This is a genomic window from Mycobacterium sp. SMC-19 (assembly GCF_045310815.1).
Lineage (GTDB): Bacteria > Actinomycetota > Actinomycetes > Mycobacteriales > Mycobacteriaceae > Mycobacterium.
The window spans coordinates 270,727-296,142 of sequence record NZ_JBJIAM010000005.1 but is presented as its reverse complement, the minus strand read 5'-3'; the positions used below and the strand labels follow the sequence as shown (position 1 = coordinate 296,142).

General features: G+C 68.5%; 25 protein-coding genes. 7 read left to right on the top strand and 18 right to left on the bottom strand.

Annotated elements, in window-relative coordinates:
• Positions 1-5 precede the first annotated feature (5 nt).
• Positions 6-743: a cell division protein SepIVA gene (sepIVA, locus tag ACJH5R_RS13640; RefSeq protein WP_406757368.1), complete on the bottom strand. Its 738-nt coding sequence runs from the start codon at positions 741-743 to the stop codon at positions 6-8.
• Between the two features lie 143 nt (positions 744-886).
• Between sepIVA and purU the strand changes: the two genes are divergently transcribed.
• Both purU and ACJH5R_RS13630 read left to right on the top strand, forming a co-directional pair.
• Positions 887-1,828: a formyltetrahydrofolate deformylase gene (gene purU, locus ACJH5R_RS13635; RefSeq protein ID WP_406782151.1), complete on the top strand. Its 942-nt coding sequence runs from the start codon at positions 887-889 to the stop codon at positions 1,826-1,828.
• 40 nt (positions 1,829-1,868) lie between these two features.
• Positions 1,869-2,423 carry a DUF4334 domain-containing protein gene (locus tag ACJH5R_RS13630; RefSeq protein WP_406782150.1) on the top strand — a complete coding sequence of 185 codons (555 nt, stop codon included), beginning with the start codon at positions 1,869-1,871 and terminating at the stop codon, positions 2,421-2,423.
• Here ACJH5R_RS13630 and ACJH5R_RS13625 read toward each other — a convergent pair.
• The 3 genes from ACJH5R_RS13625 to ACJH5R_RS13615 are packed head-to-tail and all read right to left on the bottom strand — an operon-like array spanning position 2,420 to position 5,783.
• Complete coding sequence (locus ACJH5R_RS13625; protein WP_406782149.1) at positions 2,420-4,405, bottom strand: 5-oxoprolinase/urea amidolyase family protein; 1,986 nt, start codon at positions 4,403-4,405, stop codon at positions 2,420-2,422. The genes ACJH5R_RS13630 and ACJH5R_RS13625 overlap by 4 nt on opposite strands.
• Positions 4,402-5,028, bottom strand: coding sequence for an urea amidolyase associated protein UAAP2 (locus tag ACJH5R_RS13620; protein WP_406782148.1), 627 nt, complete (start codon positions 5,026-5,028; stop codon positions 4,402-4,404). The genes ACJH5R_RS13625 and ACJH5R_RS13620 overlap by 4 nt, the downstream gene beginning before the upstream one ends.
• Complete coding sequence (locus tag ACJH5R_RS13615; protein ID WP_406757373.1) at positions 5,025-5,783, bottom strand: DUF1989 domain-containing protein; 759 nt, start codon at positions 5,781-5,783, stop codon at positions 5,025-5,027. The genes ACJH5R_RS13620 and ACJH5R_RS13615 overlap by 4 nt, the downstream gene beginning before the upstream one ends.
• 111 nt (positions 5,784-5,894) lie before the next feature.
• Between ACJH5R_RS13615 and ACJH5R_RS13610 the strand changes: the two genes are divergently transcribed.
• Complete coding sequence (locus ACJH5R_RS13610; protein WP_406757374.1) at positions 5,895-6,521, top strand: TetR/AcrR family transcriptional regulator; 627 nt, start codon at positions 5,895-5,897, stop codon at positions 6,519-6,521.
• A gap of 12 nt (positions 6,522-6,533) precedes the next feature.
• Here the strand turns inward: ACJH5R_RS13610 and coaD are convergent, their stop codons facing one another.
• From coaD to ACJH5R_RS13580, 6 genes are all read right to left on the bottom strand, one after another.
• Complete coding sequence (coaD, locus tag ACJH5R_RS13605) at positions 6,534-7,013, bottom strand: pantetheine-phosphate adenylyltransferase (protein ID WP_406757375.1); 480 nt, start codon at positions 7,011-7,013, stop codon at positions 6,534-6,536.
• Between the two features lie 23 nt (positions 7,014-7,036).
• Entirely contained in the window at positions 7,037-7,591 is a 555-nt protein-coding gene (gene rsmD / locus ACJH5R_RS13600) for a 16S rRNA (guanine(966)-N(2))-methyltransferase RsmD (protein WP_406782210.1), read from the bottom strand.
• Positions 7,588-10,971, bottom strand: coding sequence for a pyruvate carboxylase (locus tag ACJH5R_RS13595; protein WP_406782147.1), 3,384 nt, complete (start codon positions 10,969-10,971; stop codon positions 7,588-7,590). Before ACJH5R_RS13595 ends, rsmD begins: the two co-directional genes overlap by 4 nt.
• Before the next feature lie 8 nt (positions 10,972-10,979).
• A complete protein-coding gene (locus ACJH5R_RS13590; protein ID WP_406782209.1) occupies positions 10,980-11,591 on the bottom strand; it encodes a vitamin K epoxide reductase family protein in 612 nt (203 codons plus the stop codon).
• A 2-nt stretch (positions 11,592-11,593) separates the two neighbouring features.
• Positions 11,594-12,349: a DsbA family protein gene (locus ACJH5R_RS13585; RefSeq protein WP_406782146.1), complete on the bottom strand. Its 756-nt coding sequence runs from the start codon at positions 12,347-12,349 to the stop codon at positions 11,594-11,596.
• A 65-nt stretch (positions 12,350-12,414) separates the two neighbouring features.
• Positions 12,415-13,518, bottom strand: a complete 1,104-nt coding sequence (locus ACJH5R_RS13580) for an alpha/beta hydrolase (protein WP_406782145.1) — start codon at positions 13,516-13,518, stop codon at positions 12,415-12,417.
• Between ACJH5R_RS13580 and ACJH5R_RS13575 the strand changes: the two genes are divergently transcribed.
• Both ACJH5R_RS13575 and ACJH5R_RS13570 read left to right on the top strand, forming a co-directional pair.
• Positions 13,517-14,362, top strand: a complete 846-nt coding sequence (locus ACJH5R_RS13575) for an aldo/keto reductase (RefSeq protein ID WP_406782144.1) — start codon at positions 13,517-13,519, stop codon at positions 14,360-14,362. The genes ACJH5R_RS13580 and ACJH5R_RS13575 overlap by 2 nt on opposite strands.
• Before the next feature lies 1 nt (position 14,363).
• Positions 14,364-15,203: an aldo/keto reductase gene (locus ACJH5R_RS13570; protein ID WP_406757380.1), complete on the top strand. Its 840-nt coding sequence runs from the start codon at positions 14,364-14,366 to the stop codon at positions 15,201-15,203.
• 24 nt (positions 15,204-15,227) lie between these two features.
• Here the strand turns inward: ACJH5R_RS13570 and ACJH5R_RS13565 are convergent, their stop codons facing one another.
• The 4 genes from ACJH5R_RS13565 to ACJH5R_RS13550 are packed head-to-tail and all read right to left on the bottom strand — an operon-like array spanning position 15,228 to position 20,420.
• Positions 15,228-15,821, bottom strand: coding sequence for a GNAT family N-acetyltransferase (locus tag ACJH5R_RS13565; protein WP_406782143.1), 594 nt, complete (start codon positions 15,819-15,821; stop codon positions 15,228-15,230).
• Positions 15,822-15,829: 8 nt separating this feature from the next.
• Positions 15,830-16,543, bottom strand: coding sequence for an HNH endonuclease family protein (locus tag ACJH5R_RS13560; RefSeq protein WP_406757382.1), 714 nt, complete (start codon positions 16,541-16,543; stop codon positions 15,830-15,832).
• On the bottom strand, positions 16,540-18,768 hold the full coding sequence (gene recG / locus ACJH5R_RS13555) for an ATP-dependent DNA helicase RecG (protein ID WP_406782142.1): 2,229 nt from the start codon (positions 18,766-18,768) through the stop codon (positions 16,540-16,542). The genes ACJH5R_RS13560 and recG overlap by 4 nt, the downstream gene beginning before the upstream one ends.
• A 2-nt stretch (positions 18,769-18,770) precedes the next feature.
• The gene (locus tag ACJH5R_RS13550) at positions 18,771-20,420 is read right to left on the bottom strand and encodes a DAK2 domain-containing protein (protein WP_406757384.1); all 1,650 of its coding nucleotides are present in this window, start codon (positions 20,418-20,420) and stop codon (positions 18,771-18,773) included.
• A 193-nt stretch (positions 20,421-20,613) separates the two neighbouring features.
• On the opposite strand from ACJH5R_RS13550, the gene rpmB reads away from it, so the two are divergent.
• Positions 20,614-20,805: a 50S ribosomal protein L28 gene (rpmB, locus tag ACJH5R_RS13545; RefSeq protein ID WP_024443272.1), complete on the top strand. Its 192-nt coding sequence runs from the start codon at positions 20,614-20,616 to the stop codon at positions 20,803-20,805.
• A 74-nt stretch (positions 20,806-20,879) separates the two neighbouring features.
• Here rpmB and ACJH5R_RS13540 read toward each other — a convergent pair whose 3' ends face one another.
• Together ACJH5R_RS13540 and ACJH5R_RS13535 are read right to left on the bottom strand one after the other, a co-directional pair.
• The gene (locus tag ACJH5R_RS13540) at positions 20,880-21,560 is read right to left on the bottom strand and encodes a uracil-DNA glycosylase (protein WP_406757385.1); all 681 of its coding nucleotides are present in this window, start codon (positions 21,558-21,560) and stop codon (positions 20,880-20,882) included.
• 6 nt (positions 21,561-21,566) lie between these two features.
• Positions 21,567-22,544, bottom strand: a complete 978-nt coding sequence (locus ACJH5R_RS13535) for a thiamine-phosphate kinase (RefSeq protein ID WP_406757386.1) — start codon at positions 22,542-22,544, stop codon at positions 21,567-21,569.
• Positions 22,545-22,583: 39 nt separating this feature from the next.
• Between ACJH5R_RS13535 and ACJH5R_RS13530 the strand changes: the two genes are divergently transcribed.
• Complete coding sequence (locus ACJH5R_RS13530) at positions 22,584-23,129, top strand: DUF3515 domain-containing protein (RefSeq protein ID WP_406782141.1); 546 nt, start codon at positions 22,584-22,586, stop codon at positions 23,127-23,129.
• A 105-nt stretch (positions 23,130-23,234) separates the two neighbouring features.
• Here ACJH5R_RS13530 and ACJH5R_RS13525 read toward each other — a convergent pair whose 3' ends face one another.
• Positions 23,235-24,347 carry a D-alanine--D-alanine ligase family protein gene (locus ACJH5R_RS13525; protein ID WP_406782140.1) on the bottom strand — a complete coding sequence of 371 codons (1,113 nt, stop codon included), beginning with the start codon at positions 24,345-24,347 and terminating at the stop codon, positions 23,235-23,237.
• 23 nt (positions 24,348-24,370) lie between these two features.
• Entirely contained in the window at positions 24,371-25,399 is a 1,029-nt protein-coding gene (locus ACJH5R_RS13520) for an NAD(P)H-dependent glycerol-3-phosphate dehydrogenase (RefSeq protein ID WP_406757389.1), read from the bottom strand.
• Positions 25,400-25,416: the final 17 nt, after the last annotated feature.

The following is a 25,416-nucleotide window of genomic DNA, read 5'->3' as shown; positions in this document are numbered from 1 at the left end:
TCGGGTCAGCGAGTCGCGTAGTCGTGAGTGCCCGCGGCGGTACGCAGTTGGTGACGACCACGGTTGATCGAACGCAGCGTGCCGTTGAGGAAGTCCTCGAATTCGGCCAGCTTGGCGTCGACGTAGATGTCGCATTCGCCGCGCATCCGGTCGGCCTCGGCGTGAGCCGAATCGATCAGCCGGGTGGATTCGGCGCGCGCCGAGGTCACCACCTCGTTCTGCGACACCAGCCGCTGCTGTTCCTTGATGCCCTCCTGCACGGCCTTCTCGTAAGCGGCGTTGCCGTTCTCGACCAGTCGGTCGCATTCCGCCTGAGCGCGGCTGGTGGCGGTCTCGAACTCACGCTTGGCGGTGGCGCTCAGCCGGGCCGCCTCTTCACGGGCCTCGCCGACCATCCGCTCGCTGTGTCCGCGGGCCTCGGCCACCATCCGGTCAGCCTGCCCCTTGGCATCAGCGAGCAACCGGTCGGCCTCGGCGCGAGCATGGCTGACCAGCGAGTCGGCTTCGGTGGTAGCCGCGCCGACCATCGACTCCGCGTGCTCCTTGGCCTCATTGAGGACCGAGTCGCGGGCGTCAAGAACGTCTTGGGCGTCGTCCAACTCTCCGGGGATGGCGTCGCGGATGTCGTCGATCAACTCCAGGACGTCACCGCGAGGTACCACACAACCGGCCGTCATGGGCACGCCACGGGCCTCTTCGACAATGGAGCCCAGTTCGTCAAGGGCTTCGAACACTCGGTACACGGCAGCACCCTCCAGGCATAGTTGTTGTTACTAGTGTGCCCTGTGTTACGCGTGTGACAGTGTTAGCCGCCCGGTGTGTCGGATTCTCGTGCACTTCACCGGTAGCCTGACCCGTTGAAGTCGGCGATGAGCGAAGGGCGGCCATGACGAACGGTTCCGGGGGCCACGGGGGCACCGCGACACCAGGGCAGGCCCCACAGGGCTATCCGCAACAGTCCGGCGCCCAGGCCACCACCGATATCGGCCGACTGCTGCTGAGCTGCCGGGACAGCCACGGCATCATCGCCGCGGTCAGCGCCTTTCTGGCCGAGGCCGGCGCCAACATCATCTCGCTGGATCAGCACTCGACCGCACCCGAAGACGGGACCTTCGTGCAGCGGGCGATCTTTCACCTGCCCGGCCTGCCGGCAGCCCTCGACGGACTCCAGGAGCGCTTCGGCGCCACCGTGGCCCAGCGGTTCGCCATGGATTACCGGTTCACCGAGGCCGCCAAGCCCAAGCGGGTGGCGATCATGGCGTCCAAGACCGACCATTGCCTGCTGGACCTGTTGTGGCGCAACCGCCGCGGCGAGTTGGAGATGAACGTGGCGATGGTGATCTCCAATCACCCGGAACTCGCCGAGCAGGTACGCCCGTTCGGGGTGCCGTTCTTCCACATCCCCGCAACCCGCGACATCCGCGCCGATGCCGAACAGCGGCAGCTGCAGTTGCTCTGCGGCAACGTGGATCTGGTCGTGCTGGCCCGCTACATGCAGATCATCACCGGTGACTTCATCGAGGCGGTGGGCTGTCCGCTGATCAACATCCATCACTCCTTCTTGCCGGCGTTCATCGGTGCGGCGCCCTATCAGCGAGCACGGGAACGCGGCGTGAAACTGATCGGCGCCACCGCGCACTACGTCACCGAGGTGCTCGACGAGGGTCCGATCATCGAACAGGACGTGGTGCGGGTAGACCACACCCACAGCGTCACCGATCTGGTGCGACTGGGCGCCGACGTGGAGCGAGCGGTGTTGTCGCGGGCAGTGCAGTGGCACTGCCAGGACCGGGTGATCCGGGTGGGCAACGAGACGGTGGTGCTCTAAGTCGCTCCGGAGTTGACATCTGTCAAGTACGGTGTTGCGCATGGCTGTCCAGGACTTGTTCTCCAGCGTGCCGACGACCACTGCCGAGGCCTGTGAGATCTTCGATGCCGCCGAGGCCGTCGACCCCGATTTCATGGTCGGCACCTGGCATGGCTCCGAGCTGCCGACCGGCCACCCCCTAGACGGGCTGTTGGCCGCCACCGGCTGGTGGGGCAAGCAGTTCGTGGATGCCGAGACCGTCCATCCGCTGCTGTTCCCCACCCGCGACGGATCTGCGCTGTGGGCGTTCAACCCGGTGCTGGCGTTCAGTGTCCTCGGACTCGCCGCGAAGTTGCCGGCGCTGAAGAAACGCTCGTTCCTCGGGCAGATCAACGCGGTGGCGCCACTGCTGCGGACCCGGTCGCCCCGGGCTCGGCTGCGCACCACCCGGTTCCGCGGAGTCGACAGCGCCACGATGGTCTATGACCAGGCACCGGTCAACGACGTCTTCCGCCGGCTCTCCGATGACGCGGTGATCGGCGCGATGGACCTGCGGGGCTCGTCGCGACCATACTTCTTCGTGCTGCGCCGCGACGATTCGCTGAAATTGGCCTAACCGCTGGCGATTTCGCCGGCGTCGTGCCACGCATTGCGCTCCGCGGTGAACGCGGCGACCTGTTGGTGGCGGAATCCAGCGATGCTCTCGGTGTTGTCGGCCAGGAATCGGCGGTAGGCCGGCAGTGAGAACTCGCCGTCGGTGATCTCCACCCGACCACGCCCGGCCGCCATGTCGGCACGCAACTCCAGGAGCTCCTCGGCTCCGACCGGATAGAAGCTGATGCGGTCGAAGTAACGCAGCAGCCAAGGGGTTTCGGCATCGAACAGCCCAGCGGTGGCATGCCGGTGGTTCCACACCTGGGTGGTGCGCCCGACGAACTGGTAGCCGCCGGGCCCCTCGATGCCGTAGATGCACAGGTAGGCGCCGCCGATCCCGACGGCGTTCTCCGGGGTCCAGGTGCGGGCGGGGTTGTATTTGGTGGTCACCAGCCGATGCCGGGGATCCAGCGGGGTGGCCACCGGCGCGCCCAGGTAGATGTCGCCCAGCCCCAGCACCAGATACTGCGCATCGAGCACGATGTCGTACACCTGCGCGATGTCGTCGAGGCCGTTGATGCGCCTGATGAACTCGATGTTCGACGGGCACCACGGAGCGTCGGGGCGCACGCCGTACATGTAGCGGCGAATGGCCTCATGGGTGCCGGGGTCGTCCCAGCTCAGCGGGAGGCGCACCGCGCGGCTCGGCACCACGAGTTCATCGCAGGGCGGCAGCGCGTCGTCGATGGCGGCCACCTCCTCGATCACCTCGGCGCAGGAGGACTGCTCGGTGTCGAATTGGATCTGCAGTGATCGCACACCCGGGGTCAGTTCGGCCAGCCCGGGCAATCCCCGCTGCCGGAGTTGGTCATAGAGCACCTGCACCCGCGCCCGTAGCGCCAAATCCAGGGTCATCGGTCCGTATTCGAGCAGCACGCCGTTGTCTCCGGCGCGCCGCAATGTGACGGCCGTCCCGTCGCGGCCGGTGTAACGCTGCAGCACTCCGTCGTCGCCGTCGCCGGAGCGGGAGACCACGACGGGCAATGCCGCGCGCCGCTGCACACCCAGTGCTGCCGTCGGTGGAGCGTGGTCGGCACGGATCGGCACCAGGCGCACCGCGTCGCCGGGCGAGATCTGGCCGAGTTTCCATCGGTCGCCGCGCACCACCGTCACCGGACAGACGAAGCCGCCCAGACTGGGCCCGTCCGGGCCGAGCAGGATCGGGGTGTCACCGGTGAAGTCCAGCGCCCCGATGCTGTATGCCGTGTCGTGAATGTTGGACGGGTGCAGGCCGGCGTCCCCACCGTCAGGTCTGGCCCATCGTGGTTTCGGCCCCACCAGCCGCACGCCGGTGCGATCGGAATTGAAGTGCACGGTGTAATCGGTGGTCGTCAGGGTGATCATGTCGGCGCGGGTCATGAATTCCGGTGCGGCGTGCGGACCTTCGGTCACCGCCAGCTCCCAGCGCCGGCCGATGCTGGGCTGACTCTGGCTGGGCGCACGGGTGAGCCTCGACGGTGTGCCGCCCAGGCCGACGGCGCTGAGTCGATCCGATTCCCGCAATGCCCTGCCGTGGTGTCCGCCGAACACCCCTTGAGTGAAAGTAGCTGCGCTGCCCAGGAATTCCGGCGTGGCTATGCCACCCTCGACCAGGACGTAGCAGCGCATCCCCGGCCCGGGGATGATGCCGATCTCCAGGAGGCCACCGGCGGGTACCCGGACCGACTGCCATTGCCCAACCGGGACACCATCCAGGCTGACCGGCACCGCGGCACCGGTGACGCAGACCCAGGCGGGATCTGAAAAGCGTAGGGCCGGTCCGGCTTTGGTGCATTCCAAACCGGCCGCACCTTCGGGATTGCCCAGTACCTGGTTGCCGATCCGAAACGACAGGTCGTCCATCGGCCCGGACGGCGGCACCCCGACATGCCAGTAGCCGACGCGCCCGGGCCAGTCCTGGACCGTGGTGAACATGCCCGGCGAGACCACCTCGATGCCGATCATGTTCGGGTGATCACCATCCGCACCGGTGTCGGGTCGAAGCCGTTGCACGGGTTGTTGATCTGCGGGCAGTTCGACACCAGGACCAGGGTGTCGATCTCGGCGCGCAGGGTCAGGCTCTTACCCGGTGCCGAGAGGCCGTCGACGATGCCCAGCGTGCCGTCCGCTTCGACGGGGACGTTCATGAACCAGTTGATGTTGGAGACGATGTCGCGTTTACCCAGGCCCCACCGGGCCCCCTCGGCGAGGAAATTCTCCACGCAGGCGTGCTGGTGGACGGTGTGGTGCCCGTAGCGCAGGGTGTTGGATTCCTGCGAGCAGGCTCCGGCGATGGTGTCGTGGTTGCCGACGTCGTCGGCAACCACGGTCATCAGGGCGGCGCCGTCGGCGGTGCGCAGCACCGATCCGGTGCTCAAGAAGATGTTGCGCGCGGCGGCGACGGTGGCCTGGGCGCTGTACCGGCGGGTGTGGTCGGCGGCGTCGTAGAGCAGGCAGTCCACCGCCTGGTTCCCGTGTAGATCGATGATCTGCAGCAGGTCGCCGGCGCGCACCACTGCCGACCAGGGCGCCCGGGCCGCCACCACCTCGTCGGAGATGATCTGCGATGGGTGCGAGGGGTTGGTCATGAGCGCTTCCCCGATCCGGCGACCCAAGCCGCCTCCGTGTTCTGCACCGCACGTAGGTATTCCGGGTCCTGGTTGGTCAGGTTTGCCAACTGCTCGCCGGCCTGCCAACCGAGCACGTCCAGTGCGGTGGCGGGAGGCTTGGGATCCAGCGGATGCGCGGCGTTGGCCAGCACCATTACCACCGGCAGGTGGACCAGCAGGTCAACAGCCGCACCCGCGCCCACCGACCCGGTGAATTCCAGTGCCCCGCTGACGGGATCGACACGCACTCCGCGGAACAGCGACACCGACGGCGCCACGTCCCGAATGTCCATGCCCTGCTTGATCGCGCCCAGCAGGAGCAGTTGACGGCCGGTGGCGTCCGGGCCGCAGAGCAGGTCGTGCTGCCCCGAGGAGTCGGCGACGACGGTGGCCAGTACCCGACCCTGATCGGACAACAGCGGGTGACCGACACCGAGGTAGGCCTGCCACGGCACCTTCATGGTGTCGGCGACATTGAGCCGTTCCCAGGGCGCCTCGGCCCGGTACAGCAGCAGGTGCGCGCACGCCCCGCCGTCGACGTCGATCAGCCGGATCCGGCTGCCGCGGGAGAGCACTTTGGTGGCGTAGCCGTTCGGCGGAATCGACTCGGCCCAGGTCAGTGTCGACGGGTCGACGTCGTCCGGAGCCGCCGGGATGCGCATCGACGCGTGCTGCGCCTGCGCGCGGGCATGGGAACGCGCCCCGTCGGTGGAATCGGTGCGTGGATTGTCCATGACCAGGAAGCTAGCACATTTTCTATCAACTGATAGTTTTTAGCGCGCCAGGCCTCGGCGCGTGATAGGCAGTAAGGCGTGCAGAGCGATCGACGAGGACGTCCCCGGCTGGTGGCTTCCAGCAGGCCGGGCCGCAGCGCCCGCGACGAGATCCTCGATGCCGCGGCGGAGTTGTTCACCACCGTCGGCTACGCCGCGACCTCGACCCGGCGCATCGCCGACAGCGTCGGGATGCGGCAGGCCTCGCTGTATCACCACTTCGCCGCCAAGGACGACATCCTCGACGCGCTGCTGGCCGACACCGTCGAGAACTCCGTGCAGCTGGCCGCCGATCTGCTGGCCGAGGGCGGACCGAGCGCGCCCCGGCTGCACACGCTTGTGGTCGCCGATACCGCGCAATTGTGCGGCGGTGCCTGGAATCTGGGCACCCTGTATCTGCTCCCGGAGCTTCGCCTCGAGCGCTTCGCCGCCTTCCGCGCACGCCGGGGAGAGCTCCGCGACCACTATCACGAGTTATCGCGTGCGGTGATCGCCGACCATGCCGGTCCCGCCGCTGCCGACGACCTGCCGTTCCGGTTGGTGGAGGCGGTGATCAACCGCCGTTCCGACGACGGCTCCTGCCCGCCGGATCATCCGTGGACGATTGCCGAAGCGGCGCTGCGGGTATTGGGATGCACCGGTGGTTTCCCTGCGATGCGCACCTCGACCGAGCACCGGTTGGGGTGGCAGCCGCAGTAGGCAGCAGCCTGCTCAGCGGCCGGCCAGCTTGGCAGCCAGTCTGCGGTTCACCGGCTCGGGCAACAGGTCTGAGACATCGCCGCCCATCGACGCCACTTCCTTTGCCAACGAGGACGACACAAACGAATACCGCGGCGTGGTCGCCACGAAAAACGTGTCGACACCGGCGATGTGCTTGTTCATCTGGGCCATCTGCAGCTCGTACTCGAAGTCGGTACCGGTGCGCAGCCCCTTGACGATCGCGGTCAGCTCACGCTCGCGGACGAAGTCGACCACCAAGCCCTGGCCCGACTCCGCACGCACGTTGGGAAGGTGCGCGGTGGCTTCGGCGATCATCTCGAGACGCTCGTCCAGGGTGAACATGCCCTTCTTGGCGGGATTGACCAGCACGGCGGCCACCACCTCGTCGAACTGGGCGGCCGCGCGCTCCAGGATGTCGACGTGTCCCAACGTCACCGGGTCAAAGGAACCGGGGCATACCGCGCCACTCATAGTGCTCGACGCTAGCAGCCGGGCTACTCCAGCTCGGCCAGCTCCAGCCGGGTGTCGCCGTAACGGCGCGAGGGCCACGCTTCCCAGCCCTGCGGCCAGGCCACCGCCGGACTGGAAGCGGCCCGTTCGATCATCACGACGGTGCCCGGTCCCGCCCAGCCCCCGGCGGTCAGCAATCCCGGCAGCGCGTCGATCGTGGCGGCATCGACGTCGTAGGGCGGATCGGCCAGCACCAGATCCACCGGCGTCTCGGTGCCCCCGGCCAGCACCGCGGCCACCGTGCCGCGGCGCAGCACGGCGCCGGCCAGCCCCAGTGCGGCAATATTGGCGGCCAGCACATCGGCAGCGCGGCGGTCCGATTCGACGAACAGCGCCGATGCAGCGCCGCGAGACAACGCTTCCAAGCCGAGCGCCCCCGAACCCGCGTACAGGTCCAACACCGTCATCCCGGTCAGATCCATCCGGGAATCGAGCACATTGAACAGCGCCTCGCGCACCCGATCGGTAGTTGGCCGGGTGCCACGCGGTGGCACGGCGAGGCGTCGTCCACCGGCTGCACCGCCGACGATGCGGGTCAGCTCAGCACCACCAGCAGGTCACCGCCCTCGACCTGCGCGGTCTCGGCAACGGCCACCCGCGTGACGGTGCCGTCGGCCGGCGCGGTGATGGCCGCCTCCATCTTCATCGCCTCGATGGTGGCCACGGTCTGTCCGGCGGTGACCTTCTCCCCCTCGGCAACCCCGATGGTGACCACACCGGCAAACGGTGCCGCGACATGGCCCGGCTTGCTGCGGTCGGCCTTTTCGGCAACCGGCACTTCGCTGGCGATACTGCGGTCACGCACCTCGACCGGCCGCAGTTGACCGTTGATGATGCACATCACGGTCCGCATGCCGCGTTCATCCGGCTCGGAGATGGCCTCGAGCCCGATCAGCAGCTCCACCCCGCGCTCCAGCTTGACCCGGTGTTCCTCGCCTTGACGCAGGCCGTAGAAAAACTGGTTGGCCGACAAACGCGAGATGTCGCCGTAGAGCTCCCGATGCGACTCGAACTCCTTTGTGGGGCCGGGGAACAGCAGGCGATTCAGCCGGGCCTGCCGTTCCGGTCCGGACCGGGCCAGCACCGCCTCGTCGTCGGCCGAGAGCTGCTGCATCTCCCGTGCCGGGCCGCGACCCTGAAGCGCCTTGGTCCGCAACGGCTCCGGCCAGCCACCGGCCGGGTCGCCCAGCTCGCCGCGCAGGAAGCCGATCACCGAGTCCGGGATGTCGACTCGGGACGGGTCGGCGGCGAACTCGTCGGCACTCACGCCCGCTCCGACCAGGGCCAGTGCCAGGTCGCCGACCACCTTCGAGCTCGGGGTCACCTTGATCAACCGGCCGAGTACGGCGTCCGCGGCGGCATAGTTGGTCTCGACGTCTTCGAACCGGTCCGCCAACCCCAGCGCCTTGGCCTGCTGATGCAGGTTGGACAGCTGGCCACCGGGAATCTCATGGTGGTACACGCGCCCGGTCGGCGCCGGCAGTCCGGACTCGAACGGCGCGTACACCTTTCGCAGCGCTTCCCAGTACGGCTCCAAGTCGCCCACCGCATCCAGCGAGATCCCGGTGTCGTAGTCGGTGTGCGCCGCCGCTGCGATGATCGAACTCAACGCCGGCTGGCTGGTGGTGCCCGCCAGCGGGGCGGCCGCGCCATCGACGGCGTCCGCCCCGGCCTGCCAGGCCGCGACGTAGCTGGCCAGCTGACCACCCGCGGTGTCGTGGGTGTGTACGTGGATCGGCAGGTCGAAGCGACTGCGCAGCGCGCTCACCAATGTGGTTGCCGCAGCGGGGCGCAGGAGCCCCGCCATGTCCTTGATGGCCAGCACATGGGCGCCGGCGTTCACGATCTGCTCGGCGAGCCGCAGGTAGTAGTCCAGCGTGTAGAGGGTCTCGCCCGGGCTGCGCAGATCCCCGGTGTAACACATGGCGACTTCGGCTACCGCACTGCCGGTTTCGCGCACCGCATCGATGGCCGGAATCATCGAGTCGACGTTGTTGAGCGCATCGAAGATCCGGAAGATGTCAATACCGGTCTCCGTCGCCTCCCGGACGAACGCCGAGGTCACCAGCTCCGGATAGGGAGTGTAGCCGACGGTGTTGCGCCCGCGCAGCAGCATCTGCAGGCAGATGTTGGGCAGCGCCTCACGCAGCGCGGCCAGCCGCTCCCAGGGGTCCTCCTTCAAAAACCGCAGCGCCACATCGTAAGTCGCGCCACCCCAGCACTCGACCGACAGCAGTTGCGGCATGGTGTGGGCCACATACGGCGCCACCTTGACCAATCCGCTGGTGCGCACCCGGGTGGCCAACAGCGATTGGTGGGCGTCCCGGAACGTGGTGTCGGTGACACCCAAGGCCGGCGAATCCCGCAGCCAGCGGGCGAAACCGTCCGGGCCCAGCTCGACCAGCCGCTGCTTGGAGCCCGACGGCGGCGGCACCGACAGATCCAGCTCGGGCAGCTTGTCGCGCGGGTACACCGCCGACGGCCGGGTACCGTGCGGACTGTTGACGGTGACGTCCGCCAGGTAGTTCAAGATCTTGGTGCCGCGGTCGGCCGAGGACCGCGCGGTCAGCAGCTGCGGGCGCTCGTCGATGAACGAGGTCGTGATACGCCCGGCGGAGAAGTCGGGATCATCGAGCACGGCCTGCAGGAACGGGATGTTGGTGGCTACCCCGCGGATACGGAACTCCGCGATCGCCCGGCGCGCCCGCTTCACCGCGGTGGGGAAATCCTTACCGCGACAGGTCAGCTTGACCAGCATCGAGTCGAAGTGTGCGCTGATCTCCGCACCCAGGTTGGTGCCGCCGTCCAGCCGGATCCCGGCCCCGCCCGGGCTGCGGTACGCGCTGATCCGGCCGGTGTCGGGCCGGAATCCGTTGGCCGGGTCCTCGGTGGTGATCCGGCATTGCAGCGCCGCACCGTGCAGCGTGATCGCATCCTGGGAGAGGCCCAGGTCCGCCAGCGATTCACCGGCCGCGATCCGCAGCTGTGACGACACCAGGTCGACGTCGGTGATCTCCTCGGTGACGGTGTGCTCCACCTGGATGCGCGGATTCATCTCGATGAACACGTGGTGGCCGCGTTCGTCGACCAAGAACTCCACGGTGCCCGCGCAGGTGTAGCCGATATGACGCGCGAACGCGACGGCGTCCGCGCAGATCTTCTCCCGCAGGGCCGGATCCAGGTTCGGCGCCGGCGCCAATTCGACGACCTTCTGATGCCGGCGCTGCACGCTGCAGTCGCGCTCGTAGAGGTGGATCACGTTGCCGTGGTTGTCGGCCAGGATCTGCACCTCGATGTGGCGCGGGTTGAGTACCGCCTGCTCGAGGTAGACGTGTGGGTCGCCGAACGCCGAATCCGCTTCCCGACTGGCCGCTTCCACCGCGTCGGCCAGCGCATCGATGTCGGCGACCCGGCGCATCCCACGCCCACCGCCACCGGCGACCGCCTTGACGAACAACGGGAACGTCATGTCTTGGGCGGCTGCGAGAAGTTCCTCGACCGAGGACGACGGCGCCGACGACGCCAGCACCGGCAGTCCCGCCTCCCGCGCGGCGGCCACCGCGCGGGACTTGTTGCCGGCCAGTGCCAGCACTGCCGCGCTGGGACCGACGAAGGTGATGCCCGCGTCCGCACAGGCCTGCGCCAGTTGCGGATTCTCCGAAAGGAATCCGTATCCGGGGTAGACGGCGTCGGCCCCGCACCGCACCGCGGTGCCGACGATCTCATCGACTGACAGGTACGCGCGTACCGGATGGCCCTCTTCGCCGATCTGGTAGGACTCGTCGGCCTTGAGCCGGTGCAGCGAGTTGCGGTCCTCGTAGGGGTAGACGGCCACGGTGCCGACCCCCAGTTCGCAGGCGGCCCGGAACGCGCGGACAGCGATCTCCCCACGGTTCGCAACCAGCACTTTGGAGATCACTTCCACCCCTACAGCAGCGTTATCCAGTAATCCTGAAACCGAATAAATATCAACAGAAATAACGCGATAAACCATAACGCAGCGATGGTCCAACGCCATCGGTGCAAATACTGCAAATTTTTGCGTATACGACCCTGCTCAGATGCTAGGGCTGCGAATATCACCAGCAGGCACAGCGTGACCGCCCAGACCACCATGCAGTACGGGCACAGCGCGCCGATGCGGTACAGGCTCTGGAAGATCAGCCAGTGCACGAACCCCGCACCGACCAGCGTGCCGAGCGTCATTCCGGTCCAATACCACCGCGGCAGAGGCACTTTCGCCACCGCCAGCACACCGGTCACCACCACCACAGTGAATGCCACGATCCCCATCAACGGATTGGGGAAACCCAGCACCGACGCCTGCGGGGTGACCATGACCGATCCGCAGGACAGCACCGGGTTGAGGTTGCACGACGGCACGTAGCCCGAGTCGATCAGCAGCTCGATCTTCTCGACGGTCAGCGTGATCGAGGCGGCCAGGCCAATGACTCCGCCGATCAGCACCGCCCAGGCCCGGGGCGTCGCCACCGGTACCGCCTGCTCGGGCGGTTCGGGTTCGACGGCCGAAGCCGCGATGGTCACGACTCCTGGGCCGGTGCGGCCATGCCGGGCACGTCACCGACGATCTCGCGGATCTTGGAGACCAGGGCCTCCGGAGTCGAGGGGCGGTAGTCCTCGCCGTTGATACGCAGGGTGGGGGTGGCGTGTATGCCAGCGTCCGCGGCCATACCGCCGACCATCTTGAGGTACTTCCCGCTGTTGATGCACGCCGGAACGCCGCCGGCGGCGCCGGCCTGGCGGGCCAGCTCGATCAGGCGCTTGTTGTCGGGGAACTCCGTACCGATCTCCGACGGCTGCAGCTGCTCGGTGTAGAGCGCGGTGTGGAACCGGCGGAAGGCGTCGTTGTTCTCGTCGGCGACACAGTAGGCGGCGGCACCGGCGCGCGAGGAGTAGTCGTCGTTCTGGGGCCGGTCGAGGATCGCGACCATGTGGTAGTCGGCGGCGATCGCCCCGCTGTCGATCAGCCGGGACACCGTCGGGCCGAATGCCCGCTCGAGGTTGCCGCAGGCCGGGCAGAGGAAGTCCTCGTAGAACGCCAGCACGGCCTTGGGCTCATCGGTCCCGTCCTTGGTGACCAGCTTGCTCGAGGTCACCCGGATCGCCTCACCGGCGCCAGCGCCCTTCTTGTGGCCGTTGGACAGCACGATGTAGCCGATGAGCCCCACCGCGAAGACCACCACGATCGCGACAAGCCCGATCTGCATGGCGAGGTTGCGTTTCTGGTCGCCGGCCCTCAAGCCGGAGACGCCGGGGCGTTTGGGTTTGCTGGCCACAGTCGGTTGGTCCTCGTCTTCGGTGGTCGGTTTGCGGTTCAGCGTACCGGCGTGCGTCCTGGACCTCAGCCGCGGCTGAGGTGCGCGCGCAGCGCGGAGATCAACTCACCGGTGGCGGTCGCGCTGCCACCGCCCAGGCCGAACAGGTTGATGAAGGCATGCGTCAAGGACGGCATCTGCCGCAGGTCGACCACGACCCCGGCCTCGCGCAGGGCTTTCGCAAACGCCTCGCCTTCGTCGTGCAGCGGGTCGAAACCGGCTACGGCCACCAGTGCGGGCGGCAACCCCGACAGGTCGCCGGCCAGCAAGGGCGATACCCGAGGGTCGGTCGGGTCAAGCTGCGAGCGGCCCACGTACTGGTCGGTGAACCAGTCGATGTCGTGCTTGGTCAGCAGAAATCCGTCGCCGTAGAGGGTGCGCGAGCGGGTCTGGGCGGTGCAGTCGGTGACCGGGTAGATCAGCCACTGCAGGATGGGTGCCGGTCCCCCGCCATCACGGGCCAGCAGCGCCACTGCGGCGGCCAGGTTGCCGCCGGCGCTGTCCCCACCGACCGCGATCCTTCCGGGTATCCCGCCCAGCTCAGCGGCGTGGTCGTGGGCCCATCGAAATGCCGCAAAGGCATCGTCGAGCGCTGCCGGTGCGGGGTGCTCGGGCGCCAGCCGGTAGTCGACCGAAAGCACCGCGATGTCACCGTCCCGGCAGGTCAGCCGGCAGATCGCGTCGTGGCTGTCCAGGTTGCCGATCACGAATCCGCCACCGTGGTAGAAGACCAGCAACGGCTTGGCGCCACCGCCGACCGGCCGGTAGTGCCGAGCGGCGATGTCGCCGGCCGGGCCGGGCACCACGATGTCGCGAACATCGACGTGGATATCACCGCCGCCGAGCCCGGCGGTCGTCTCGCGCAGTTGGGCACGGGAGGCAACCGCGTCGTCGCCGATGACGAAGCCGTTGATGCCCATCGCGCGCTGCGCGGCCAGCGTCAACCGCAAGGTGGGGTCCAAGGTCTTTCCATCGATGGCCACCGACCGCCCGCCGGTCAGCATCCGCTGGACCCCGATCGGCAGCAGCGGCGTCACCTTCATGCCGACTCTCATGGCGGTGCTCTGCAGCTGGTCGGTCCATCGCGCTCCCCGGCCGGAACCGGAGCCGCCTGGCAGACTTCGTGTCATGGCTGTTGAAGGTAGCTTGCGTTCGGTCACGCTCAACGACGGTAATTCCATCCCCAGCGTCGGTTTCGGGGTTTACAAGATTTCACCTGCCGAGACCGAGCAGGCGGTGCGCACCGCACTGGCTGCCGGATACCGCCATATCGACACCGCGGCCCTGTATGACAACGAGCGTGAGGTCGGCCGGGCCGTCGCGGCATCCGGGCTGCTGCGCGACGAGGTGTACGTGGTCACCAAAGTGTGGAACTCCGACCAGGGCTATGACTCGACGCTGAGGGCATTCGAGGCGAGCATGGACCGCCTCGGCCTCGAATTTCTGGACCTGTACCTGATCCATTGGCCGCTGCCGGCACGCGGAAAGTTCGTCGAGACCTTCCGGGCGTTGGCTCACCTGCGAGATCAGCGCCGGATCCGCTCGATAGGGGTGAGCAATTTCGCACCCGAGCACCTCGAGATGCTCATCGACGGAACCGGGATCGTTCCAGTCGTCAACCAGGTCGAGCTGCACCCGCGCTTCAGCCAGCCCGAACTGCGTGAGGTACACGCCCGCCTCGGGATCGCCACCGAAGCCTGGGCACCGCTGGGCCGGGGTTCGCTGTTGGCCCATCCGACGGTTACCGGGGTGGCGCGGCGTTGCGATAAGACACCGGCACAGGTGCTGATTCGGTGGCATATCCAACTGGGTAATATCGTGATTCCGAAATCGGTGCACCCGGAGCGCATCGTCGGCAACTTCGACGTCTTCGACTTCGAACTCGGCGCAGCAGAGATGGCCGAGATATCCTCGCTCGACGACGGCGCCCGATTGGGACCCGATCCGCGAACATTCGATTACACAGGTAGGTGAAATGACGTCGGGCACTTCGATCCCCTCCGTCACCCTCAACGACGACCGCGCGATGCCGACTCTGGGCATCGGGGTGGCCGAGTTGACCGAGGCCGAAACCGAGCGTGCGGTCTCGACCGCTCTTGAGCTGGGCTGCCGGTTGATCGACACCGCCAAGGTGTACGGCAACGAGGCCGCGGTGGGCCGGGCGATCGCCGCGTCGGGGATCCCACGCGAGGAGGTGTTCGTCACCACCAAGCTGGCCAACGCCGACCAGGGACTGACCGCCGCCATCGAAGCCTGCAAGGCCAGCCTGGAGCGGCTCGGGATGGACTATGTGGACCTGTACCTGGTCCACTGGCCGGCTCCATCGCTGGGCATGTACGTCGACAGCTACGGCGGACTCATCCAGGCCAGGGAGCTGGGACTGGCCCGGTCCATCGGGGTGTGCAACTTCACCGCCGAACACCTCGACGATGTGATCGACCTGGCGTTCGAGACGCCGTCGGTGAACCAGATCGAGCTGCACCCCCTGCTCAACCAGGCCGAGCTGCGTGCCGCCAACGCCGAACGCGGCATCATCACGCAGGCCTACAGCCCGCTGGCGGTCGGTCGGTTGCTCGAGCACCCGACCGTGACGGCGATCGCCGGCGAGTACGGCAAGACCCCGGCCCAGGTGCTGATCCGGTGGAGCCTGCAACTGGGCAACGTGGTGATCCCCCGGTCGGCCCAGCCGGAGCGCATCGCGGCCAACCTGGACGTGTTCGGCTTCGAGCTGGCCGACCAGCACATGGAGCGCCTGGGCGGCCTCAATGACGGCACCCGGGTGCGGGAAGACCCGCTGACCTACACCGGTATCTGATCCGAGCCGATCCGCACACGCGGGTCAGCGCGCCGACACCCGGTTGATGCGCTCTACCAACCGGGCCCGCGCTTGCGGCCACTCCTGCCCGATCACCGAGTAGATGATCGTGGTGCGCCAGGATCCGTCGCGGCGCCGGGCGTGGTTGCGCAGCTCACCCTCCCGGGTGGCGCCGATGGCCTGCACCGCGCGCTGCGAGCGCTCATTGAGGTTGTCGACGTTGAACTGCACCCGCCCCGCGCCCAGGGCGCCGAAGCAGTGGTCGAGCAGCAGCAGTTTCGATTCGGAGTTGACCGCCGACCCGCGGACCCGCTGAGCCAACCAGGTGCTGCCCACCGTCAGCCGGCGGTCCACCCCGCTCATGTCGTACAGCGATGTCGTCCCGATGATCTCGCCGGTGCCGGCCTCGACCTGAGTCAGCACCTGGTGGTCGGAAGCCAGTGCCGCGGACACCGAGGCTTCGGTGGGCGGCTCGGAGTGCTGGCCGTAGAGGAAGTACCGGGTGCACTCGGTGTCGAACGCGCGGGCCAGGCCGCCGACATCGGCGAGCACGGTCGGCCGCAGCAGCACATGCTCGCCGGGCAGCGTGGGCGTGGTTCGCCAGTGGTCGATCATCATCGGCTCCCCTATCCGGTCGGGCAGGTGGCCGCTGCCGCACGCAGCACGTCGGCTGACGGCTGATCGAGACGCAACGCGTAGCCCCGCAGGACCGAAATGTAGGCGACGGCGTACTGGCACGCGAACGATTTATTGGGCGGCATCCACTGCCCGGGCCCCGCGTCGCCCTTGTCCTGGTTGCCCTGCCCGGCGACCGCCAGCAGGTTGGCGGGGTCGTTGGCGAAGCGCAACCGCTGGCGATAGGGCCAGGCGGAGGCCCCCATGTCCCAGGCGTAGGCCAGCGGCACGATGTGGTCGATCTGCACCGCCTCACCGATCTTCGCGCCGCGGGTGAAGGCGACGACGGCGTTGGTGTAGGGGTCGTGCAGGGTTCCGGTGGCGACCGCGTCGGCGCAGCGTTTGGTCGACACGTGCGTGATGTCCACCAGATCCCGGTTGAGGATGTCGTTGCGGGTGTCACAGCCGTTGTGCCCGCCCGGCGCATCGTTGTCGTCATCCCAGGCATCGCCGAACAGCGGGCGGCGGTAGTCGTAGCGGTGGGTGCGGGCTGGAACCACGGTGATGCCGGCCAGGACGTCGGTGCCGGGCGCCACCGTGGGCATGCCGGCCTGCGCTGCCAGGGCACGGCTGCTCCTACCTACGGCCGACACCGTCTGGTAGGCGACGACCACGGCCAGCACCGCCACCACGGCCAGCCACAACAGGGTTTTACGACCGGTCATGATTTGTCCAGGTAGTCGATGTCGGTGAAATGCGCGGCGAGCGTGGCCAATCCGGGATCATCCGGGTGGGTTTCCCAAGCCTTGTTGCACCACGACCGGGCCGCCTCGATCACTTCGCCGTGGTCGGCCAGCGAGAGCAGTTTGAGGCCGCCTCGCCAACCGGACTGGTTGCGGCCCAACACATCTCCCTCACCACGCTCGGCCAGATCCAGATCGGCCAGGGCGAATCCGTCCAGGGTTCCGGCGACGGCCTTCAGGCGCTGACCCGCCTTGGACCCCGGACCGCTGGAGGTCGCCAGCAGGCAGAGGCTGGCGTGCTCGCCGCGGCCGATCCGGCCGCGAAGCTGGTGCAGCTGGCTGATTCCGAACCAGTCGGCGTCGGCGATCAGCATGACGGTGGCATTGGGTACGTCGACACCGACCTCGATGACCGTGGTGCAGACCAGCACATCGACCGCACCGCTGCGGAACGCCGTCATCACCGCGTCCTTCTCGTCCCCGGTCAGCCGCCCGTGCATCAAGCCCAGCCGCAGCCCCGACAGCGGCCCGGCCCGCAGCTGATCGAACAACCCCACCGCGGTGGCCGAGGTTCGGCCGCCCTCATCTGCTGAACCGGGTTTGCTCGGCTCGTCGGTCTCGTCGATGCGGGGTGCCACCACGTAGGCCTGCCGTCCGGCCGTCACCTCCTCGCGGATCCGCGCCCAAGCCCGATCCAGCCAGGTCGGTTGCTCCTTGACGAAGATCACCGAACTCGCGATCGGCTGGCGGCCGCGGGGCAGCTCGCGCAACGTGGAGGTCTCCAGATCGCCGTATACGGTGAGCGCCACCGTGCGCGGAATCGGAGTGGCGGTCATCACCAGCAGGTGCGGAGTGATGCCCTCGGGGGCTTTGGCGCGCAACTGATCTCGCTGCTCGACGCCGAATCGATGTTGCTCGTCGACGACCACCATGCCCAGGTTGTCGAATTCGACCGCATCGACCAGCAGGGCGTGCGTGCCCACGGCGATGCCGGCCCGGCCGCTGGCGATCTCGGCGCGAGCCTGCTTCTTGGCGGCCGCGGACATCGAGCCGGTGAGCAGCGCCACCGCAGTGGCATTGTCGGCCCCGCCCAGCTGACCGCCGAGCGCCAGCGGCCCGAGCATGTCGCGTATCGATCGGGCGTGTTGGGCGGCAAGGACTTCGGTGGGCGCCAACAGGGCGCACTGATAGCCGGCATCGACCAGCTGCAGCATCGCCAGCAGCGCGACGATCGTCTTGCCCGAGCCGACCTCGCCCTGCAGCAGCCGATTCATCGGGCGGCTGGCGGCCAGTTCGCCTTCGAGCACGCCGAGCACGTCGCGTTGTCCGGTGGTCAGCTCAAACGGCAGCCGCCGAAGCAGTTCTGCGACCATCCCGTCGTCGCGGCGCGGTGCCGGCGACCCGGATTCGGACAGTTCACCGTTGCGGCGCATCGCCAACGCCCACTGCAGACCGAACGCTTCGTCTACGGCCAGCCGAGCCCGGGCGCGGTCCCGTTCGGCGGCGTTCTCCGACAGATGGATCGCGCGCAGCGCTTCGTCTTCGCCGAGCAGGCCCCGTTCGGTGCGCACCGCGGTCGGCAGCGGGTCCGGAACCGGATCGAGCATGTCGAGCACCTGCCGCACGCAGGCGAAGATGTCCCAGCTCTGCAGTTTCGCGGTCGCCGGGTAGATCGGGTAGCAGCTGCGCTCGAAGTCGGACTGGTTGACCTGCCCGCTGACCTTTTGCGATGCATCGGCGATGTTGCGCAGCGAACTGCTGCCGAAGTTGCGTTCCTGCGCGGCGTCGTCGGCTTCCTTGAGTACCAGGAAGTCCGGATGGGTGAGCTGGATCGCACCCCGAAACAGCTTGACCTCCCCGGACAGCATCACCCGGGTGCCGGGGGTCAACCGCCAGCGCAGGCCTTTGGGGTTGAAGAACGTCGCACTGACCTTGTTTCGGCCGCTACCGACGGTGACAGCGAGGTATTTGCCGTTGCGCCGCTGCATGTCTTTGAGCACCGCTGAACTAATGGTGTCGACGATGGTGATGTGGTCGCCTTCGGCGGGGCGACTGTCCGCCGCGCCGCGCACCCCGGTGCCTTCGACGTAGCTGCGCGGGTAGTGCCGCAGCAGGTCTCCGACGGTGCGGATGCCGAAGCATTCGTCGAGTTTGTCGGCGGCGTCCGAGCCGACGATGAAATCCAGCCGGTCAGCCAGCGTCACCATCGCTACTCGACCCCGATCAGCAGTGCGTCCCCCCGATGGCCGGTGAAGTAGGTCGCCAGTTCGGTTCCCGGGTGCTGGTCATGCACGTGCCGGGCCAAGACGTCCATGACGTCACCGTCGAAACCGGCCCCGAACAGCACCGTCACCAGCTCACCGCCGGCCGCCAACAACAGATCGATCAGGCCGATCGCCGCCGCACCGACATCGCGGGCCACGATCAGCACCTCGTCTCCGGCGATACCCAGACCGTCGCCGGGCCGGCAGGATCCGGCCCAGGTCAGCGCCTGTTCGGTGGCCACCCGGACCGATCCGAGCCGGGTGCTGCCGGCGGCTCGGGCCATCGTGTAGCCGTCATCGACCACCGGACGGCCAGGGTCGTGGACCGCCAACGCGGACAGCCCCTGCACCATGGAGCCGGTCGGCACCGGTACCACGTCGATGCCCCAGCCGATGGCCGCCGTACAACCCGCCACCAGCTCCTCGGCGGCGACATAACCGTTGGGCAGCAGCATCACCTGCGCTGCACCGGTGTCTACCACCGCCCGCAACAGCTGCTGGGCGGTGACCATCATGACCGGCTCGGCACTGTGCGGGTCGGGCCGCAGCACGCAGGCGCCTTCGGAGTCGAACAACGCCTCGGCGCCGTCGCCGTCGACCACGGCCAGCACCGCACGCTCCCGCGCCCAGCTGCCCGGGGACGGGCCGGTGGCCCCGGCCAGGGCCGAGATCTGGATCCGTCGCGGCCGGCCGAAGGCCAGGCCCGCTTCCACAGCGGCACCCGCGTCATCGGTGTGCACGTGCACCGAATATCCGCCGACCACGCCTGAGGTGGCGATTGCCACCGATTCTCCGAGCTGGTTCAGCCTCTCGCGCAGGGCTTCGGTGTCTTCGGGACCGCACTCGCCGAGTAGGTACATCACCTCGAACTGCGGCGCGGGAGCCTCGGTGCCCGCTTCGGGCGGCCGCGGGCACGGCGCGGGCTGGTATGTCTCCCGCACGGGCGCCTGCCCGGTGATCGTGGAGCGCAGGGCGTCGAGCAGCACCAGCAGGCCGCGGCCGCCCGCGTCCACCACCCCGGCCTCGGCGAGCACGTCGAGCTGCGCGGTGGTCGCCTCCAGTGCCGCCGCGGCTGCATCGGTGCCGGCCACCAGCGCCGGACCCAACTCGGCTCCCTGCTCCGCGCACTCTTCGACGGCCGCAGCGGCAGCCTGCAGCACCGACACGATGGTGCCCGGGACCTCGCGACCGCCCATTGAGGTGACCACCAGTTCGACCCCGTGGCGCAGACCGGCGCCGAGCAAGGTGGAGTCGATGGCACTGACTGCGGTATCAGGGTTGCTTGGGGCCGTCACATCGGCCAGGCCACGCAGGATCTGCGACAGGATCACCCCGGAGTTTCCGCGTGCGCCGTGCAGCGCCCCGGACGACAGTGCGGCCGCGACCCGGCCCACCTCACCCGAGGCGGCCTCGGTGTTGGCCTCGGCCAGGGCCGAACGCATGGTGAACAGCATGTTTGTTCCGGTGTCGGAATCGGCGACCGGGAAGACATTGAGCCGGTTGATCTCGTCGGTATGGGTGATCAGGTCGCCGACGGCGGTGTGCGCCCAGTCCCGCAAGGTCGCCGCATCCAGCCGACGATCGGGGTTGCCCACCTGCGCCCACCTTCCTGCCGCCACCTCCGGTGGCTGCAAGCCTAATCACTCCGGGCGACAGCACAGGTCACGTCCGTCCGGCCGCGATGGGGCGTTTTGGTGGTTGCCCCGCCTGGCGGGTATCCTGATCAGGTTGTCGGGCCACCCGCTGAGGTCGTTGGCCCTCAAGCAGACGTTTTGAGGAGTGTCACATATGGCTGCCGTGTGCGATATCTGCGGAAAGGGCCCCGGCTTCGGTAAGTCGGTGTCCCACTCGCACCGTCGGACCAGCCGTCGGTGGGACCCGAACATCCAGGTCGTGCACGCCGCGCGTCCCGGCGGTAACAAGCAGCGCCTGAACGCCTGCACCTCGTGCATCAAGGCCGGCAAGGTCGTCCGCGGCTAAGTCCGCTCTTTTCTCGCCGAGAGCGCAGGACACCCCTGCCTCCTCGGCGAGTGTGCGCGACCGCCTGAGCCGCGCTACTCCAGTCGCCAGTCGATCGGCTCGGCACCCATCTGCGTCAGCAACTCGTTGGCGCGGCTGAACGGCCGAGATCCGAAGAAGCCGCGCGACGCAGACAGTGGCGACGGGTGCGGTGATTCGATCGCGACGCAGTGGTCGGACAGCATCGGCTTGAGCGTCCCCGCGTCACGTCCCCACAGGATCGCCACCATCGGCTGACTGCGGGCCATCAACGCGCGGATCGCACATTCGGTGACGGCCTCCCAGCCCTTGCCGCGATGTGAGGCCGGCGTACCCGGCCGCACGGTGAGCACCCTGTTGAGCAGCAGCACACCCCGCTGTGCCCAGGCGGACAGATCGCCGTTGGACGGCTTGGGATAGCCCAGATCCGCGGTGTACTCGGTGAAGATGTTCTCCAGACTGCGCGGCAGCGGCCGAACATCCGGGGCGACCGAGAAGCTCAGGCCCACCGCGTGCCCGGGCGTCGGATACGGGTCCTGTCCGACGATCAACACCCTGACGTTGTCGAACGGAAACGTGAAGGCACGCAAGATGTTCTGCCCTTCGGGCAGATAGCCGTGGCCGGACGTCGTCTCCTCGCGCAGAAACTGCCCCAGCGCGGCGACATGATCGGTCACCGGCGCCAGCGCACTGGCCCAACCGCTTTCGACAAGTTCAGGAAGTGGACGCGCAGTCATGGTGTCTCAACGTAATGGGGCGCCGGAATCAAACGACTGCCAGCCCGCCTCCCCGTCCCACCCCGCCCCGTCGACCAGCACCCGTGCCGGCCCCGCCCGTACCTGTCCGATGGCCCGCCAACCGGCCGGCACCGCACCGGGAAACGCGGCGACGAAGGCGTGGTCTTCTCCCCCGCCCAGAACCCACGACCACGCGTCGGCACCGACCGCAGCGGCCGCGGGCGCCAGGGCACGATAATCGGGCGCCAGCGCCGCTGTGGACACGTCCAACGTCACCTGCGACGCCGCGGCCAGGTGCCCCAGATCGGCGATCAGGCCGTCGGAGACGTCCGTCATCGCCTGTGCCCCGGCATCGGCGGCCGCCGCGCCCTGCCCGTACGGCGGTTCGGGCACCAGGTGCCGATGCCTGAGCTCCGCGAATTCTGCTGAGCCCACACCGTCACGCCACAGCCGCAGTCCCGCGGCCGAGCGGCCCAGGTCCCCGGCCACCGCCAGCGTCGCCCCAGCCCGCGCCCCGGACCGCAGCACCGCCGCCCGACCACCTAGGTCCCCCAGTACCGTCACCGACACCACCCAGCAGTCGGCCTGGACCAGGTCGCCGCCGACCACGCCCGCCCCCAGTCGCTCCGCCTCAGCCCACATCCCGTCGGCCAGGGCCGCGGCATCGGCGGCGGAAGTGTGGGCTGGGGCGCCGAAGCCGACGACGAACGCGGTGGGGCGTGCACCCATCGCCTCGATATCGGCGGCGTTCTGCGCGATCGCCTTGCGCCCGACCTGCTGTGGGGTTGACCAGTCCAGCCGGAAATGCCGACGTTCCACCAGCATGTCGGTGGACACCACGGCCCGGCCGTCGGCGCACTGGACCACCGCCGCATCGTCCCCTGGCCCCAGCTGGGTGGTGGTGGGCTGACGTCGCCCGGCCACCAGCCGGTCGATCATGGGAAACTCTCCAAGCTGACCCAGCGTGGGCTCGTTACCGCGCACAGCCTGGAGTGTAGGTGTGATCAGAACGGTAGGCGGGGCGTGACCAATCCGGAGAACGACGCGGACGGACCGCCGCGACTTGCGTTGATCGTCGCGCTGGTGGTCGCGGTCGCCGCGGTAGGCGCGGCACTGACCGTCGCCGCGCGACACCACCCGGGCAAACGGCCGGCCGGACCGGTGCCGGTCGCGACGGTGCCCGCCCCGCACGCCGACAGCGAAGACTGCCGTGCCCTCCTCGACGCCCTACCGGATCGGCTGGGCGACTATCGGCGCGCCGAGCTCGCCGCACCGGCACCGGAGGGCGCGGCGGCCTGGACCGCCGACGACGGCGAGGCCGTGGTGCTGCGCTGCGGGCTGGACCGGCCGGCCGATTTCGTGGTGGGTTCACCGCTCCAGGTGGTCGATTACGTGCAGTGGTTCGAGGTCCGCGAAGGCGACCGCGCCACCTGGTATGTGGTCGACCGGAAGGTCTATCTGGCGCTGACATTGCCGCCGGGATCGGGCCCTACGCCGATTCAAGAGGTGTCGGATCTGATCGCCGGCACCGTCGACGCCGTACCGATCAGACCGGGCCCGCCGCGCTAGCGATCGCCGGCCCCGACGATTCGCACCGAGCGTGCAATCAGACTGAATATTTGGCTGCTTTTTCGCCCTCAGTGCACGCTCGGCGCGCTAGCTAGCAGGCCGGCGTCAGCGGAGCCCCACGCCGCGAGCCAGGGCGGTGTCGACCATCGTCGCCAGCAGCGTCGGGTAGTCGACACCGCTGGCCGACCACATCCGCGGGTACATCGAGATGGTGGTGAATCCGGGCATGGTGTTGATCTCGTTGATCACCGGTCCGCTGTCGGTCAGGAAGAAGTCCACCCGAGCCAGCCCCTGGCAGTCCAGCGCGGCGAATGCCCGAATCGCCAATTGCTGCACGGCTTCGGCGACCTCGTCGTCGATCTTGGCGGGCACGTCGAGTTCGGCAGCGTCGTCGAGGTACTTGGTGGAGAAGTCGTAGAAGGAGTCGTCGCGGCCCCGCACACCGGCCACCCGGATCTCCGCCACGGTGCTGGCGGCCACCGTGCCGTCGGGGAACTCCAACACGCCGCATTCGATTTCACGCCCGATCATCGCGGCCTCGACAATGACCTTGGGGTCGTGCCGGCGCGCCTCGGCGATCGCGGCGGGAAGCTCGTCGTAGGACATCACCCGGCTGACCCCGATCGAGGACCCGCCGCGCGCCGGCTTGACGAACAACGGGAGCCCCAAGCGCTCCCGATCCTCGATCGACAGCGTCTCCTGGCGCGGCCGCAACACGGCATAAGGTCCGGTCGGCAGACCCTCGGCGGCCAGTAGCTTCTTGGTGAACTCCTTGTCCATGCCCGCCGCGCTGGCCAGCACCCCGGCGCCCACATAGGGCACCCCGGCCAGCTCCAGCAGCCCCTGCACGGTGCCGTCCTCGCCGTAGGGGCCGTGCAACACGGGAAACACCACGTCGACCGACGCCAGCACCTCCGCGGAACCCGCGGACGACAATGCGACCAGCTGACCGGCACGCTGTGGGTCGGCCGCCAGCGCCAGTTCCGCACCGGAGGCCGAGCTGACCGCCGGCAGCTGGCGGTCGGTGATCGCCAACGTGTCGGGGTTGCCGTCGGTGAGCACCCACGCCCCTTCCGGGGTGATGCCGACCGCGACGACCTCGAAGCGTTGCGGATCCAGGTTGCGCAGGACGCTACCCGCCGAGACGCACGAGATAGCGTGCTCGCTGCTGCGGCCGCCGAAGACTACGGCCACCCGGGTGCGTTCGTGGGAATTCACACGCCAGAGGCTACCGGGGCCGCTCACTCCGGCTTGGTGCGACGTCCCAGCAGCAGTGCCACCGCCTCGTTGACCGACGAGCCCTTGTGGCAGACCCGGTGCACGGCGTCGGTCAGCGGCATCTCCACGTCGTAGCTCAAGGCCAGGGCCAGCACCGACTGGCACGACGTCACGCCCTCGACGACGTGACCGTCGGCGGTGCTCAACAACCCCGCCGACCCGGGCACCGGCGGCATCGCCTCGCCGCGGCCGAGGCGCTCGCCGAACGAGCGGTTGCGCGAATGCGGCGATGTGCAGGTGGCCACCAGGTCGCCCACTCCGGCCAGCCCGGCCAGGGTGGCGCCCTTGGCGCCCAGCGCGACTCCCAGACGGATGATCTCGGCCAGGCCCCGGGTGATGATGGCGGCCGCGGTGTTCTCACCCAGCCCTACCCCGGCCGCCATCCCGCAGGCCAGGGCGATGACGTTCTTGCAGGCCCCACCGATCTCGGTGCCGACGACGTCGGAGTTGGTGTAGGGCCGGAAATAGCCCGTGTTGAGCATCCGCTGCAGCGCCACCGCCCGGCCGGAGTCCGTGCAGGCGACGACGGTGGCTGCGGGCTGTTCGGCGGCGATCTCCGCCGCCAGGTTGGGACCGGACACCACCGCGACCTGACCGGGGTCGAATCCCGTCACCGCGGCGACCACCTGGCTCATCCGCATCAGCGTGCCCAGCTCGATGCCCTTGGCGACGCTGACCAGCGTGGCGCTGTCGGTCAGGTGCGGCGTCCATGCCTGCAGATTCGCCCGCATCGTCTGCGCCGGCACAGCCAGCACCACGGTGGTCAAGCCGTCCAGCGCCTCGGCCGGATCACTGGTGGCGCGCACCGCGGCGGGTACCTCGAAGCCCGGCAGGTAGTCGGGGTTGCGCCGGGTCTCGTTGATCTGCGCGGCGATATCGGGCCGGCGTGCCCAGAGCCTGACGTCACTACCGGCGTCGGCGAGCACCTTGGCCAGCGCCGTGCCCCACGCGCCGGCGCCCATCACCGCGACCGTGCCCTCGGTGCCTGCCATCGCACACCACCTCCCTA

Bases quoted from the DNA above. Each gene is read 5' to 3' on its own strand.
- ACJH5R_RS13630 (WP_406782150.1), top strand. From the start codon at position 1,869: ATGGCTGTCCAGGACTTGTTCTCCAGCGTGCCGACGACCACTGCCGAG.
- rpmB (WP_024443272.1), top strand. From the start codon at position 20,614: ATGGCTGCCGTGTGCGATATCTGCGGAAAGGGCCCCGGCTTCGGTAAG.
- ACJH5R_RS13620 (WP_406782148.1), bottom strand. From the start codon at position 5,028: ATGACCAACCCCTCGCACCCATCGCAGATCATCTCCGACGAGGTGGTG.
- ACJH5R_RS13560 (WP_406757382.1), bottom strand. From the start codon at position 16,543: ATGACCGGTCGTAAAACCCTGTTGTGGCTGGCCGTGGTGGCGGTGCTG.
- recG (WP_406782142.1), bottom strand. From the start codon at position 18,768: ATGGTGACGCTGGCTGACCGGCTGGATTTCATCGTCGGCTCGGACGCC.
- ACJH5R_RS13575 (WP_406782144.1), top strand. From the start codon at position 13,517: ATGGCTGTTGAAGGTAGCTTGCGTTCGGTCACGCTCAACGACGGTAAT.
- coaD (WP_406757375.1), bottom strand. From the start codon at position 7,013: ATGAGTGGCGCGGTATGCCCCGGTTCCTTTGACCCGGTGACGTTGGGA.
- ACJH5R_RS13615 (WP_406757373.1), bottom strand. From the start codon at position 5,783: ATGGACAATCCACGCACCGATTCCACCGACGGGGCGCGTTCCCATGCC.
- ACJH5R_RS13625 (WP_406782149.1), bottom strand. From the start codon at position 4,405: ATGATCGGCATCGAGGTGGTCTCGCCGGGCATGTTCACCACGGTCCAG.
- ACJH5R_RS13520 (WP_406757389.1), bottom strand. From the start codon at position 25,399: ATGGCAGGCACCGAGGGCACGGTCGCGGTGATGGGCGCCGGCGCGTGG.
- purU (WP_406782151.1), top strand. From the start codon at position 887: ATGACGAACGGTTCCGGGGGCCACGGGGGCACCGCGACACCAGGGCAG.
- ACJH5R_RS13565 (WP_406782143.1), bottom strand. From the start codon at position 15,821: ATGATGATCGACCACTGGCGAACCACGCCCACGCTGCCCGGCGAGCAT.
- ACJH5R_RS13580 (WP_406782145.1), bottom strand. From the start codon at position 13,518: ATGACACGAAGTCTGCCAGGCGGCTCCGGTTCCGGCCGGGGAGCGCGA.
- ACJH5R_RS13540 (WP_406757385.1), bottom strand. From the start codon at position 21,560: ATGACTGCGCGTCCACTTCCTGAACTTGTCGAAAGCGGTTGGGCCAGT.
- ACJH5R_RS13570 (WP_406757380.1), top strand. From the start codon at position 14,364: ATGACGTCGGGCACTTCGATCCCCTCCGTCACCCTCAACGACGACCGC.